Genomic DNA, 14,333 nt, shown 5'->3' on the forward strand with positions numbered 1-14,333 from the left:
TCCTAAATCGTTTGCGTTGCAAACTATTTGTGATAGAATCTATTGATGGGAAAAAAAGTAACAAAAACAAAAAACATTGAGACAGATAAGCTAACAGAATATGAGACGAGGGTTCATCCGGGACTCAAAACATTCTTTGGCTATAGCCTCTATAAAACAGGAATTATCCTCCGCTCTTTAATGGAAGATGGGCATCTCTATAAGCTTGAACTTGCGGCCCCTGATTGCGGTATACTCTATGTGCTCAACACGGGAGCAATCGTTAATCAATTAACTCTAGGACAGGAGTTAGGGATAGATAAAGCAACAATTGTAAAAATCATTGATAAACTTGAGAAGCTTAAATTGGTAAAGCGCGACGTAGATCCTACGGACCGTCGCTCTAAGCTTGTCTCTCTAACAGCAAAGGGTGCTGCCATACTGGAAAAAATTAGAACTATTAGAAGTGAATTGGAGGCCGAGGTCTTTAAGCAATTTTCTAAAGAAGATGAAGCTCACTTAAGAAGACTGGTCCCAGAGCTTTTAGAAGCTTTGATGAACATAAAAAAATAACAAAATATTTTTGCTTCATGGTAATCTCATACCTATATGAGTGAAACTACTGTGAAGCCCCCAAGAGGCCCCTTTTTAAAGGGACTAATTATCTTTTTAAAAACTGTGAAATGGTTTTTGATTCTTAGTATTGGTCTTACTATTTTCTATCGTTTTGTTCCTGTTCCTTACACTCCACTAATGTTTTGGCGTAGCATCGGCTCAGTTTTTACTGAAGATAAGTTCGTAGGTATTGATAAAAAATGGGTACCCATTGAACAGATTTCTAAGCCTATGCAGCAGTCAGTTATTAAAGCAGAAGACTACAAATTTTATCAACATAATGGTTTTGATTTCGAAGCGATCGAAAAGGCCATGCAGTATAATAAAACTCACAAAAAGAAAAAAGGGGCGAGCACGATTTCTCAGCAGACAGCTAAGAACGTTTTTCTGTGGCCTTCGCGTAGCTGGCTTAGAAAAGGAATGGAAGCTTATTTCACTGTCCTGATCGAGGCCCTGTGGCCTAAAGAGCGCATCCTGGAAGTTTACTTAAATGTTATTGAGCAAGGTAAAGGCGTCTACGGTGTAGAAGCTTCAGCTCAGAAATTTTTTAAGAAGCCAGCATCCAAACTAAACTCTTCTCAGGCCGCACTGATGGCCGCTGTACTACCAAATCCAATCAGGTTTAGAATTGATAAACCAAGCCGCTATATCAGCCGCCGTCAGCGCAGAATTATGGGAGGACGTGCACCGATTGCGATAGCTAAGGTTGATGTAAAAGCTGAATTAAAACCAATCGAGACACCGGAAGAAAAATCACGAGAGTTCTTTTCTTTAAAGTTTGATAGTGAAGAAGAAGCTGATAAAGAAAAAGGGGCCGAAGCCCCCAAAGAATCAACGCCAAATAATAGCGAAGACAATAGTAACGATTAAGTTATTTGATTGATCTAGCTAACTCTAAACCTTTTAGAAGATCAATTCTTCCACCAGTAATCATTTTATCTTTGTAACGATAATCAGTGTTCACAGAGTCCATGATGACTTGTTTTAACTGAAGTGGTGAAAGGTTAGGGTAGTGAGAAAGAATTTCAGCAGCTACACCAGTTGTTGTGGGGCTTGCCATTGAAGTCCCTGACATCGAAGCGTATCTGTTACCTGGAGTTGTCGAGAACACGTCTGAGCCTGGAGCAGCTACATCGACATTCACCTTACCATAGTTAGAAAATGAACTTAGAGCACCTGTCTTAGTCGTTGAAGCGATAATTAAAAGGTTATCACTCTTATGGCTTGCCGGGTATGTAGGGTACTTATCAATATCAGAAGTATCGTTTCCAGCGGCCGCAATAACTAAAACACCATATTTGTCCTGAATGTATTTAAGTGTGTCAGGAATTAAATTCTTCCCTTCGTTCTGTCCTTTCCCAAATGAGCAGTTAATAATTTTTGCACCATTTTTAGCAGCGTAAATAAAAGACTCAGCTACATCAATATCAGTTTCATCACTGCTGTTTGGAACTGTCTTGATTCCGATAATTTTAACGTTCGATGCGATTCCCGCAATCCCAATACCGTTATTTTGTTTTGCCCCAATCGTTCCTGAAACGTGAGTTCCATGAGAGTGAGTGTCTTTATTATTTCCTGTTGCACGCCCTTGTGAATCTCTTACAAGAGTGTTGATTCCGTTTACATCATCAACATATCCATTGCCGTCGTCATCAATTCCATTTCCAGGAATTTCGCCCTCGTTAACCCACACAACATCTTTTAAGTCTTCGTGAGTGTAATCAATCCCTGTATCAACTACGGCAACGATCACAGTCGATGTCGCGCTTGTTCCATGAAGCTGGTAAGCAGCGTTTACTGAAACACCATTTTTATCAGCATCATTGAATGACCAGATTTTATCAACCTTAGGGTCATTAAAAAGATTAACGGCCTTGAATGATTTTTCAACATCAAGAGGAGATGCTACCGGCATTGGTAGAGGAGACTTCTCTGCGCGAGAGTTTCTTTCTGTGTACTCAATGTTCGGGTTGTTTTTTAATTGTTTTTCTAAAACAGAAACATCGTTATTTCTTACGATATAGATATTTCCAAATAGATTTTGAACTTTTGAATCAGCACCAAAGTTTGGAACAGCTTTACCAGCTTTTACTTTTACAACTAATTCAGTGGGAGTTATTGCAGCATGGGCAGACGTCATTGTCAGTACCAGCATACTCATAAGCAGAAATTTCATAAGTTTAATCCTTTAAACAGTGTTGAAGTAACAAGTCTAAAGGACGCATTTTGAAATGAACAAACTTTTCGTCTACGGTGTTGGATAAAGTTAGAAATTTATCCCTTTATGGCCACAAATAGAGAATCTACCGACTCTTCCAGGCTTTTTGATTGAGCACTCAGTTGGTGAGCTGAGGTCGCACATTTCTCTGCCGACATGACATTCTCATTGGTAATATGGTCGAGTTGGCTCATGGCAAGTGAGATAGAGCTGATCCCCTGGGCCTGCTCGCTTGAGCTCGCATTGATTTCTTTTATCATATCTTTCATTTTTTCTACGTGGTCGTAAATTTCAATCAGGGCATCATCACAGTTTCTTGCTGTGCGAACACCGGTTTCAATGCTGGCCTTACTCGATCGCGTAATTTCCACCGAGCTTCTTTCCGTTTTTTCAACGATGGACCCAACCTGGTGGATGCTATTGCTTAGAAGTTCATTAATCTCTTTCGCAGCATCTCCACTCATCGTTGCCAGTTTACCAATTTCTTCAGCGACAACCGCAAACCCTTTTCCATGTTCACCGGCGCGGGCCGCTTCTACTGAAGCATTAAAAGATAAAAGTTTAGTCTGAAAAACGATATCATTAATGACATCAGTTTTTTGTCCAATGCCTTTAATCACATTCACCATTTCTCTGATTTCCTGTGCGGTTTCTTCCAGCATTTGTGTGGTTTTTACCTGGTCGTTTTCAATTTCACCAACGGCACTCACCATATCGCGAATAGCACTTTTACCTCTTTGCGAAGACTGCACGCACGTTTCAGCAATCGAGACGGACTCATTTGATAAGTCAGCATTTCTGTCGACTGTTGCTTTAATTTCGTCGATAGCACTCACTGATTCCTGAAGTGAAGAGGCCTGCTTACTTGTTGAGTCTTTAATCATGACTCCCAGGTCAGCAAACTCCATAGAACTTTTTAAAACGGTGTCAGTTCCTTCTGTGAGTTTTTTTCCTGCTGTATCCAGTGTCATCTTAATCGAGCGGATCACATAAGTCGCAATGAGAATTCCACAAAGGAGCACTGAGAGAAGTGAGATGATTGAACTTTTTGAAATCATCTGTTGAGCATCTTCTACTTCAACTGATGCGGCCTTGAATCTTTCATTGGCAAGATTGAGTTTTTTTGCAATATCAACCTGCAAGGATTCATTTAATCCATCAATGACGTCATCATATTTACCTAACTCATCAACTTTTTTATTTTTAATATCGGTGATCATATTCGATCCAGCTGACGAGTAACTTTCTATTTTTTTTGTAAAAGCGGATTCATCAAATGCCGGATCAATGAATTTGATATGCGCTAAGAATGGCGTTCCATTATCTTTTATCCATTTAGAAAACTCATCATTTTTATCTGTAATTGTTTTATCAACGGTTCCGGAGTCTTTATCAACAATGGCATCCATAAAACCTAAGGTATTGTTGGTAAGAAGATTGGTAAAATAATTAAGTTCACGACTGGCATCATTTAAATGAGTGAACTCAGAATAGGCACGGGCCACTTTTTGGTAGGCCATGTAATTGACCAGCGAGCTGATAGAAGAAAGAATCACAAGTGCAGTAATTCCGATTTGTAGTTTCTTGGTCACTGACAAGTTCTTCATATAATTCCTCTCGATGTTTAATCATTAATCGGCTTATAAAGAAGGATCTGAATTTAATAAATAATTAAGAAAAATCTGAAGCTGACAATCATTATCAAACTCCAGATTTGGGTACCAAATAGATTGGAACGCCCTTATGGCCCGATTAGCTGAGTGTGTAAAGGGATCGGCGTTATTGACTAGAAAAAACCATAAATAGTTCAAGAGGAATACAGGGCAATTTAAAGGTTTTTTTCGTGCAATGTGAAATCTCTTAATTAGGGCCTTTCTTTACAGACAAGTTCAAGGGATTCTTGTGCCTAGCTATGGCCTACATGGATTTAACCATTGTTCTTTAATCGGCCATTGAGATGAGCGTCGGTTTATAATACTCTGCCAAAATGAAAGCACAACGCCTTAAAACATTCAGCGATTTTTTAAGAAGAGCAGAGATCATTCCGCATGCTCTTTTGGTGATTACTGAGGATGATTCGGATGCTTGTGACCGCGCGATCCTGGAGCTTCGATCTCTTAATTATGACATCCCATTTTATGAATTAAATCTTTCAGACAATCCAAACTTAAAAGAAGAATTGAATCGTTATTGCGACATCGATGGTCTTCCGACTTTTATCTATTTCCGTGGTAAAAAAATGGTGAGTCAGATTGTGGGCTTTGATAAATCAAATAATTTTTCTCAATTTTTGACAAGCGCAGTTCAAGTAGAGCAGCTTTAATAAGCTTTTTTCAATCAATTTTTCAAATAAATCTCATCGTTATTCTAAATAAACTCCAAATAGGAGTTGCCAAAAAAATCAATGAAAAAACACCTTTAAAAAAATGCTGGCAATTGAATAAATAAATTTCAAGGCCCATTCATAAGAATGGCCAAAGATGAATATGTTTAAGTATTTCTTCATTCTTTCGATCTGTTAGGCATACGACTAATGATGGAGAGAAAAAGTATGTTTGAAAAAAGAAGTTTGAATTGGAAAATGAGAGCAGCATTTTGTGTGTCTGCGCTTTGTTTGGCAGTCGTAGGCTTTTTTAGCTATCAAGGTTTGCAGGAAGTGAAAGAGAAATATGAACACGTTTCTAATATTAATCTTCCCAACGCTATTTACCTTGAAGAGTTAAAAGGTATCTCTGATAAAGCGATGAGCTTAATGATTCAAAGCACTCTTGAGGGCAATGATGAAAAAGAAATAAAGCGCCTTGCTGGGCGATTTGAAGATACCATGAAGCAGTTCAATGCAGTTGTTGCTGATTACGAGAAAGCTCCCTTTGTTGAAGGCGAGGGTCCTCTGCGTGATAAAATGATGGCAACGTGGAAACTGGTGAATGCAGATATTGCTAAAGGAAGGGAGCTGGCCTTATTAAAAAAACCTGAAGAAAGACATTTGTTTCAAAAATTTTATATGAGCACTGAAGTTAAAGATGCTCGTTTTAAATTTTATAAAGACCTGGGCGAATTATTAGAATTTCAAAAAACAGAAGCAGTGAAATGGGTTGATAGTGCAAAAGCGAGTAGTGCCAAAGCTGAAAAGACGATTATTGTCTTAGGGATCGTTGGTTTTATTTTTTCAATCGCTACAGGATTTTTATTCTCACGTGCGATTTCTTCAACATTAAATCGTATTGCAGAAGTTCTGGCAGATGGGGCCAATGAAATTGCGCAAACATCTTCTCAGGTGGCCGGATCAAGTGAGACATTATCATCAGCAGTCTCTCAACAGGCAGCGGCCGTTCAGGAAACTTCGGTTTCAGTTGAAGAGTTAACGGCGATGGTTAAAAAGAGTTCTGATAATTGCCATTCATCAGCTCTTTTCTCATCGGAGAGTCGCGATACAGTTATTGAAGGAAAGCGCGCAGTAGAAGAAATGATCAGGTCAGTTGATGAAGTGAGTGTTGGTAACGATCAGATCATGCAATCGGTAGAAGAAGGTAACAGAAAAATTGCCGAGATCTCTTCTGTTATTGCCGACATTGCAGCTAAAACAAAAGTTATTAACGACATCGTTTTCCAGACAAAACTCTTATCTTTTAATGCTTCAGTTGAAGCAGCAAGAGCAGGTGAAAATGGAAAAGGATTTGCGGTTGTTGCGGAAGAAGTAGGGAACTTAGCTCAAATGAGTGGTCGTTCTGCCGGTGAAATTTCAGCAATCGTTGAAGAGAGTATTAGAAAGGTAGATCAAATCGTGGCCGACAATAAGGCCAACGTGGAAAGATTTGTTTTAATTGCCAAAGGCAAAGTTCAAAAAAGTCAGGATGTCGCTTCAAAATGCGGAACGATGTTTGATCAGGTGGTCGACAGCACTTCAAAAGTGAATGTATTGATTGACGAAATTTCCAGAGCATCTACTGAGCAGTCAAAAGGGATTCAGGAAATTACAAATGCTATGGGACAGATTGATGTGGCCACGAATGAAAACTCAAGTGTCACACATTCAGTAGCAAAAGCGGCAAAAGATTTATCAGATAGAGCGGATGTATTAAAAGAGATGTCTTCGGAACTTTATCAAACGGTGCACGGGAAAGCTGCTTAGATAAAGTTGATAATTGAAAATAAAAGGGGCCTGATTGCACAGGCCCCTTTTTAATTATTTAGAAAGAAGTGATTGTGCAGATTCAATTAAAATGTCTAGAGCTTCTGACTCTGAAGCACCTGCGTTTAAATCCTGAGTTTCTTTAATTTTTTGAGATAGGAAAGATGAAGTCTCTCCAGTTTGTAGCATTTCCTGAGCGTCGTTGATGATAGCGTTTGCCTGAACTTTTCCTAAACTACCTGACGTTGTAGCACTTGAAAGAAATGGTGCTGCAGATGTTAATACAGATGAGTCAGTTACTGAGTAAGCAAATACGTTAGCAGTTACAGCAAGAGCAAGAATAGCGATAAGTGATTTCATAATAACTCCAAAAGTTGTGACGAAGAGAGTGTGTGATCTTCGTTAGTCTTTATTTATTCGTTTTCTTTAATAATTTCTTCTGCGCGAGCAAGTAACATATCGACTGCTTCTCCAGTAGATAGGGCGCTATTGTTGTCTTGAAGAATATTAATTCTTTCCGCTAGCTTCGGATGAATAGCTCCACTTTGCAAAAACTCTTGAGCATCATTAACAACCTGAAGTGCTTCAGGGTATCCACCTGTTGTAGAGGCAGAACTGATACTAGGTAAAATAGAAGTAAGAACTGTTGAATCAGTAATTGAGTAAGCAAATACGTTAGCTGATACAAGTAAAGTCATCATTACGATTGCAAATTTCATAAAGGCTCCAAATTAAGGGGGAGGCCTTTAGGGCCTTCCAAGATTAGTTATTTTTTATTTCAATGGAATTGTACATGGGGGAGCAATTCCCTCAAGAATGTTTGTAAAGATTACCTGTAAGGCCCGATCAAGTGTCTACCGACAAGACACTCATGAAGAGATCGTCTTTAATAATTCCTGTATTTATCGCTATGTTGAGCTTCGGTGGTCAGGCCCCTGCTGCAACTAAGTTTGATATCGAAGAAACCCTAAACTTCACTGAGGCCTGGTATAAACCGGGACGTTCTGATGAAGATAACTTTAGACGTCTGGTAGAGGGATTAAAGAAGATTTCTACTGGGAAAAAGGTCATTGCCAAGGCCACGGAAAAAGCAGCTCAACAAGGCTTTACGCTTTTTGATGTCGTCGCAATCGGGGATGGCTCACTCACAGACACAACTTTAATTCGTCGTTTTGCGGCCTCAAATCCTGCCGCCGTCATGTATGAAACCAGATCGAAGGTCTATCTTAATAAACACCTTAAAACTCTGGATGCTTTATTAGACTTCGCTCACGAGCTTACTCACTACACTTACCGCGAGCCTTTTAATCCATACGATTCAAGATTCCATTTAAAAGACTTCATTAAAAGTACGGTCGAAGGCAGGGGCGGAGAAGTTGATGCCTATATGGTTGAGTGCAAGGTCCTTCAGGAGCTGCTTCCTGGGGTAGGGTTTGCCCGTTCGAACTGCCAGAAGGTCTACGACCAGAAACTGGGCAGTGTTTCAAAGGAGCTGGGGATTCAGGAGTTCTATAAAGTGGGGAACCATTTTGATAACCTGAAAAAGGACCTGGATAAGTTCGCTATTACCGCAGGGGAATTGCCACAAGCATCAAATAGTGAAGCTTTGTTTATATCTTCGGCCTGGGGACTCCCATATCCCGTTGCTGCAGTGAAAGAATACGTCAATATTATGGACCGCGTTTGTAAAAACGACCAAAACCGCATCACGCTTATGCAAGATAAGATAGGAAGAGCGCCTGCGAGTGTCGACTCCAATAAAGACACTCAAGATTTTCGTCTTATGTTCGAAGATTTCAAATCTCGCTGTGACAGATTTGTTTCTAAATAGATTTTTTAAAAGCACATCTCGTCATAAAATACCCGTCTAATTTTATCACTTTACCTCTCACTTTTCATTGACGACAACCAGTACCGTCGGTAAAATTTGTGTAATAATTGTAAAGATTTAATGAAAGAACTTTGTGCGTACAAAATATAGGAGCACGAGATGCAAGACAGCGTCGTCATGATGAAAGTAGATGATTTTTTAAACTGGGGTCGCAAGAACTCACTTTGGCCTATGACTTTTGGTCTCGCTTGTTGCGCGATCGAAATGATGGCGACAGGTGGATCGAAGTACGATCTTGAGCGTTTCGGATGTGGAGCTTTCATGGCCACTCCAAGACGTGCTGACTTAATGATTGTTGCAGGAACTGTAACTCTTAAGATGGCGACAAGAATTAAAACTCTATTCGAACAAATGCCAGAGCCTCGTTATGTTTTATCGATGGGTTCATGTGCAAATAAAGGTGGCCCTTACTGGCAACACGGATACCACGTTTTAAAAGGTGTGGATGAAGTTGTTCCTGTAGACGTTTACGTTCCTGGATGTCCTCCAAGACCGGAAGCTTTAATCGAAGGGATCATGACTCTTCAAAAGAAAATTGCAAACGAAAGAATGCTTCGTGATAAGTGGGTAAAACATGCATAATCAAATCGCAGAAACTCTTAACAGAGTCGTGTCTGGTGCCAACGCTGTAGTTAATACTGCAACAATTGGTGACTCATCAATCACTGTTGATTCAGGAAAAATTTTAGACGTTTGTAAAACTCTAAAGAGCGAAGGATTTAATGTTCTTCAAGTTATCACTGGATGCGACTACGCAGACAGAATCGAACTTACTTACATCCTAGCTGACTATACAAAGAATCTTGAGCTTCTAGTAAAAACTGCTCTTCCTCGTGGAGACGGTAATGGAAATAATAGAGACACTCTTCCAAAAATCGATTCAGTTGTATCGGTTTGGAATGCAGCTAACTTTCAAGAGCGTGAAACTTACGACATGATGGGTGTGAGCTTCGTTGGTCACCCTGATCACAGAAGAATTTTAACTCCTGATGACTGGCAAGGTTACCCTCTACGTAAAGACTACGTTGTTCAAGAGAAATACTTAGATATGCTAGTGAACCCTCCAAATAAAATTAATACTGAAGATCACTTCTTCGGTAAGAAATTAAAAGCTGAAATTGGCGACCCTAAAAAAGTATCTGCAAGCTGGAAGTCAAACGATGCAGAAGAAACTGAAGCGGAGGAGGCATAATGTCTAGTCATCACGTTGAAGAAGAAAAAATCTTATTAGGTGATCAGGAGATTTTAAAATCTGACCTGCTTACTTTAAATATGGGTCCTCAACACCCTGCTACTCACGGTGTATTAAGACTTGAAATTAAAACTGACTCAGAAATCGTTGTAGAAGCGATTCCTCATATTGGTTACCTTCACAGATGTTTCGAAAAACATGCTGAGAACTTAGACTATAGAGGAGTTATTCCTTTCGTAGACCGTATGGACTACGTAGCTGCAATGGGGATGGAGCTTGGATACGTTTTAACAGTAGAAAAAATGCTGGGAACTGAAGTTCCAAAACGTGCTGAGTACATCAGAGTTATGGTTGCAGAAATGCAACGTATTGCTTCTCACTTAATTTATTTTGGTACGTATGCAATCGATATGGGAGCTTTCACTCCTTTCCTTTATGCTGCTCAAGATAGAGAGCAAATCCTGAGACTTCTTGAAGAATTATCAGGTGCTCGTATGCTTTATAACTACATCTGGATTGGTGGTGTATGGAATGACGTAAACGACGATCAATTAAAACGTATCGCTGCTTTCTGTGACTACTTCGAAGGTGCACTAAAGAAATACTTCGACCTGGTTGGGGAAAACAAAATCTTTATCGAAAGAACAGCTAACGTTGGAATTCTTACAAAAGAGCAATGTTTTGATTACGGAGCTACTGGGCCGGTTCTTCGTGGTTCTGGTGTAAACTGGGATTTAAGAAAAAATCGTCCATACGGAATTTATGAAAAATTCGATTTCGACGTTGTTGTTGGAAAAGGAGAAAAAGGAACAGTGGGAGACTGCTGGGATAGATTCTACGTTAGAATTTTCGAAATGTTCGAATCGATCAAAATCATCCGTCAGGTTCTTGAAGGAATTGAAGAAGGCCCTATCATGGGGAAAGTTTCAAAGATCATCAAAGTTCCAGCTGGTGAAATCTATATGAGAACTGAGTGTCCTCGTGGAGAGTTAGGGTACCACCTAATTTCTGACGGTGGAAAAACTCCATATAGATTAAAAGTTAAGTCTTCATGTTTTACTCACGTATCTATGCTTCCTATCATTGCTCCAGGGCAGATGGTTGCCGATTTAGTTGCTTCTGTAGGAAGTATCGACATCGTATTAGGTGAAGTAGATCGTTAAGTATAAACGGATTTTAAAGAATAATTATTAGGGAATAAATATGGAAACGATTCACCTTAAGAAAAACATTGAACCAGAACTGACTTTTTCTCAGTGGTTTAAAAACGTTTACTACGCTGTTAAATCGACAGCGATTGGTATGGGAATTACTTTTAAATATGTATGGGGGAGAGATACAGTTACGATCGAATACCCAGAAGTAAGAGAAGAGCTTCCAAGCAATTCACGTTCACGTCTTTATAACGATGCTGAAAACTGTATTTCATGTCTTCAATGTGCGGTTTCTTGTCCAGTAGACTGTATCTACATCGCGGCAGTGAAGAGACCAACAGATGCACCAAAAATTAAAACGAAAGATGGAACTCCGATTCGTTTAGATCTTAAGCAATACACTATCGATACTGCTCTTTGCATGTACTGTGGACTGTGTACGACAGTTTGTCCGACTGAGTGTTTAACTCACACGACTGATTACGAATACGCTTCATACACACTAGCTTCTATGAAGTATGACTACCTCGCTCCGGATATTAGGGCGTGGAGAACGAGAATCGTTAAATCTTAAAATCTAAAAGTTGGCCTCCCTTTTTGGGAGGCTTTTTTTTGCCTAATCTATCTCTGTGAAATCTAATCTCAGGGGTAAAAAATTCCAAATAGTCCTGGTTATAAATAAAAATAACGATTTACTGGATTATGCTAAAATTGAGCAATGAAGCTTTCCAAAAGAATGTTCCTTTTTTGTTTCTTAATATCCTTCCAACAAATTGCGTTTGCTGTTTCCGACAAGATGAATGCTTGTTTCATTACTATAAATTCAAGTGAAGAGAAGAATGTTTTTAAGAAACAATTATCGAGTGGAAAAAATGCTGGAAAATTTGATTTTCATGAATTTGCTCCTATCAGTAATGACACGAATAAAAATGATTCTTGGTTTAAGAATGCATGTGACTCTAAAATAAAATGCGATATTTTAGTTGTCTCGGGGCATTTTGCGGGCAAATTTTTTGGATCAACTGGACTAACTCTTCCTTTAAATGAGTTAGAAAAGAGATCTTGTTCAGATGATTGCCAGGGCATAATGGAAAATCCGAAAGAAGTTTTTTTATTAGGTTGTAATACGCTGGCAAAAAAAGAAGAAGATAACAGAACTGCTTCTCAGTATTTAGATATCTTGCTCGCCGATAATATTCCATTAAGTGAAGCCACTAGAACAGTTGAGCAAAGATATGGTTCAGTAGGAACTTCAATTGAAGATAGTATGAAGAGAGCATTCAAAAATGTTCCTCATATTTATGGTTTTGATTCTGTTGGACCCAGCGGAAAAAACATTGAACACATGTTAAATAAATATCATCAGCAAAACCCGGATTACTACTCCCATTTAAATGAAGTAGAGATTAAAAGAGCACTTTCATTGATGAATAAATTTACAGAATGGAATCAACAAAATCAAAGCTTGGCCAATGTTTTAAAAGTAACAAACTTTGCACAAACTTCTGGTCTATTAGTTACATGCTCAGGTTTAAGTGGGTTGTCGGTTGAAGACCCTGCTTATGAAAAGCTAAAAAATATATGTTTGTTAAAGTCTGATAAATTAAATGAAGAGGACGGGATAGAGCATATTCTAAATCTATTAAGTGATGAGAATTTTTCACTCTACATTCCAGCGATCAGTGACTATTTAGACAGTAAACCTTCGCTGAGTGAGGGATTATTAGAGAGAATTGAAAACAATTCGGTTATTAAATCGAAAATTCAAAATCTTTATAATTCAGCAAAAACTGGATTTGGTAAACTCGATATTGCTTCTTTCGCGCTTAAGTTGAATATTATTTCTAAAAGCGAATATTTAGATACAGAGAAAAAGGCAATGTTGACGTATTTGCAACCTCCTGTATCAGTCGGCTCCCGTGATGCAATTTGCAGTTATAATGCAAAAAATAATATTAATCTAAAGAAGAGTGATTTAAGCAATAAGGTTTTTTCAGATTTTAATGCACTTCTAGCTCTAAAATGCTTAGAGGTTAAAGACCCAGAAATTATTAATGCGATTTTGGATGTTGCTCAATCTAAGTCTAGTCTCGATAATAGATTAGGGGCGATTTATGCCTTAGCGGTTGTTGGGCCTGATAATATTAAGACTTTAAAATATTTAGAAGGTAATTTATTAAATTCTAAAATTAGCGATGCAGAAAAAGGTTTAAGTTTAATGGCGCTTGCTGAAACGGGGTATATTTCAGATGTAATGATTTTACGTCTTGTGAAGATGCTTAAATCCAAAAGTGTTTTTCGCATAAACAATGAAAGTATGCCGGAGAGAGTGGCCGGTCTTGGTGCTTTAAGTATGATGCAATTTAAAACATACGATCAGGTTAAGACCGTTTGTAAGGTTGTAGGAGAAAGCAAAAAAATTGACTACCAAGATTATGAAAATCTCGTTATGGCGCTTGAAAAGCTTCCCCCTGAGGAGCGTAGTAAGTTTTTTCAAGACACTAAATTTGAAAACAAAACCTTTTATAATGAATTAAAAAAGGTTGCTTCTCAATACAACGTGACTGAATAAATTAAAGCTTCTTTAAATACTCTTCTTTTTTAGATTTATATTCTTCTTCAGTTAAAATCCCTTTTTGGTAAAGGTTGTAAAGCTCTTCAAGAGATTGAGAGTCTACGCGTTTTTCTGCTGAATTGTTTGATCCTTTATCAGTTCCAAAAATCACTTTGCATTGAGCGACGAAAATTTGCCAGAAGTTGTTTTCTGCAAATGTTTCTTCAACAACCACTGTTTCAGCAACCATATCGTGGAAAGTTTGTTTTTTGTCTGTGAAAAGTGAAATGAAGTACCCAAGACACAAGAACATCCCAGAAACCCAAGACAGAGCGTATCTGATAATTGAATCTTTGATTGTTAACTGTCTTCCGTCTGCTTTTAAAACGGCAATCTTCATAAGCGCTTTACCTGGAGTGGCACGAAGTGGAGAAGTTTCAAACACCACGTGATAAAAACCACCTAAAAGGAAGGCAAGGATTTGCGGGAAAAAGGCCACAAGTAGAAGAATGGCCATGATGACCCAAATAACAAGAGCGTCTAAAATAAACGCAGCTGCGCGCTTCCAAAATCCAGCATAAATCATACAAATTCCTTA

At 38.6% G+C, this 14,333-nt stretch carries 15 protein-coding genes; 10 read left to right on the plus strand and 5 right to left on the minus strand.

Annotation, left to right across the window (positions count from 1 at the left end; genetic code table 11):
- Positions 1–45 precede the first annotated feature (45 nt).
- Positions 46–552, plus strand: coding sequence for a MarR family winged helix-turn-helix transcriptional regulator (locus tag SHI21_RS15905; protein ID WP_323577846.1), 507 nt, complete (start codon positions 46–48; stop codon positions 550–552).
- A gap of 36 nt (positions 553–588) precedes the next feature.
- Complete coding sequence (gene mtgA, locus SHI21_RS15910; protein ID WP_323577847.1) at positions 589–1,464, plus strand: monofunctional biosynthetic peptidoglycan transglycosylase; 876 nt, start codon at positions 589–591, stop codon at positions 1,462–1,464.
- A gap of 1 nt (position 1,465) precedes the next feature.
- Here mtgA and SHI21_RS15915 read toward each other — a convergent pair whose 3' ends face one another.
- Positions 1,466–2,770: a S8 family peptidase gene (locus SHI21_RS15915; protein ID WP_323577848.1), complete on the minus strand. Its 1,305-nt coding sequence runs from the start codon at positions 2,768–2,770 to the stop codon at positions 1,466–1,468.
- 98 nt (positions 2,771–2,868) lie between these two features.
- A complete protein-coding gene (locus tag SHI21_RS15920; protein WP_323577850.1) occupies positions 2,869–4,419 on the minus strand; it encodes a methyl-accepting chemotaxis protein in 1,551 nt (516 codons plus the stop codon).
- A 380-nt stretch (positions 4,420–4,799) separates the two neighbouring features.
- On the opposite strand from SHI21_RS15920, the gene SHI21_RS15925 reads away from it, so the two are divergent.
- Positions 4,800–5,135, plus strand: coding sequence for a thioredoxin family protein (locus tag SHI21_RS15925; protein WP_323577851.1), 336 nt, complete (start codon positions 4,800–4,802; stop codon positions 5,133–5,135).
- Positions 5,136–5,363: 228 nt separating this feature from the next.
- Positions 5,364–6,944: a HAMP domain-containing methyl-accepting chemotaxis protein gene (locus tag SHI21_RS15930; RefSeq protein ID WP_323577852.1), complete on the plus strand. Its 1,581-nt coding sequence runs from the start codon at positions 5,364–5,366 to the stop codon at positions 6,942–6,944.
- A 54-nt stretch (positions 6,945–6,998) separates the two neighbouring features.
- Here the strand turns inward: SHI21_RS15930 and SHI21_RS15935 are convergent, their stop codons facing one another.
- Both SHI21_RS15935 and SHI21_RS15940 read right to left on the minus strand, forming a co-directional pair.
- Entirely contained in the window at positions 6,999–7,304 is a 306-nt protein-coding gene (locus SHI21_RS15935; protein ID WP_323577853.1) for a hypothetical protein, read from the minus strand.
- Between the two features lie 53 nt (positions 7,305–7,357).
- Positions 7,358–7,663: a hypothetical protein gene (locus SHI21_RS15940; protein WP_323577855.1), complete on the minus strand. Its 306-nt coding sequence runs from the start codon at positions 7,661–7,663 to the stop codon at positions 7,358–7,360.
- Between the two features lie 152 nt (positions 7,664–7,815).
- Here SHI21_RS15940 and SHI21_RS15945 point away from each other — a divergent pair, with 152 nt between their 5' ends.
- The 6 genes from SHI21_RS15945 (at position 7,816) to SHI21_RS15970 (ending at position 13,753) form a co-directional block, all read left to right on the plus strand.
- Positions 7,816–8,775, plus strand: coding sequence for a hypothetical protein (locus SHI21_RS15945; protein WP_323577856.1), 960 nt, complete (start codon positions 7,816–7,818; stop codon positions 8,773–8,775).
- Between the two features lie 159 nt (positions 8,776–8,934).
- Complete coding sequence (locus tag SHI21_RS15950; RefSeq protein WP_323577857.1) at positions 8,935–9,417, plus strand: NADH-quinone oxidoreductase subunit B; 483 nt, start codon at positions 8,935–8,937, stop codon at positions 9,415–9,417.
- Entirely contained in the window at positions 9,410–10,027 is a 618-nt protein-coding gene (locus SHI21_RS15955) for an NADH-quinone oxidoreductase subunit C (protein WP_323577858.1), read from the plus strand. The genes SHI21_RS15950 and SHI21_RS15955 overlap by 8 nt, the downstream gene beginning before the upstream one ends.
- The gene (locus tag SHI21_RS15960; protein WP_323577860.1) at positions 10,027–11,190 is read left to right on the plus strand and encodes an NADH-quinone oxidoreductase subunit D; all 1,164 of its coding nucleotides are present in this window, start codon (positions 10,027–10,029) and stop codon (positions 11,188–11,190) included. Before SHI21_RS15955 ends, SHI21_RS15960 begins: the two co-directional genes overlap by 1 nt.
- 40 nt (positions 11,191–11,230) lie before the next feature.
- Positions 11,231–11,755 (plus strand): 4Fe-4S binding protein, encoded by a 525-nt coding sequence (locus SHI21_RS15965; RefSeq protein ID WP_323577862.1) that lies wholly within the window; start codon positions 11,231–11,233, stop codon positions 11,753–11,755.
- Between the two features lie 513 nt (positions 11,756–12,268).
- The gene (locus SHI21_RS15970; RefSeq protein WP_323577863.1) at positions 12,269–13,753 is read left to right on the plus strand and encodes a hypothetical protein; all 1,485 of its coding nucleotides are present in this window, start codon (positions 12,269–12,271) and stop codon (positions 13,751–13,753) included.
- 1 nt (position 13,754) lies between these two features.
- Here SHI21_RS15970 and SHI21_RS15975 read toward each other — a convergent pair whose 3' ends face one another.
- Positions 13,755–14,321: an RDD family protein gene (locus SHI21_RS15975; protein WP_323577865.1), complete on the minus strand. Its 567-nt coding sequence runs from the start codon at positions 14,319–14,321 to the stop codon at positions 13,755–13,757.
- Positions 14,322–14,333: the final 12 nt, after the last annotated feature.

Origin of the sequence: Bacteriovorax sp. PP10, from assembly GCF_035013165.1 — a bacterium.
GTDB classification, from domain to species: Bacteria; Bdellovibrionota; Bacteriovoracia; order Bacteriovoracales; family Bacteriovoracaceae; genus Bacteriovorax; species Bacteriovorax antarcticus.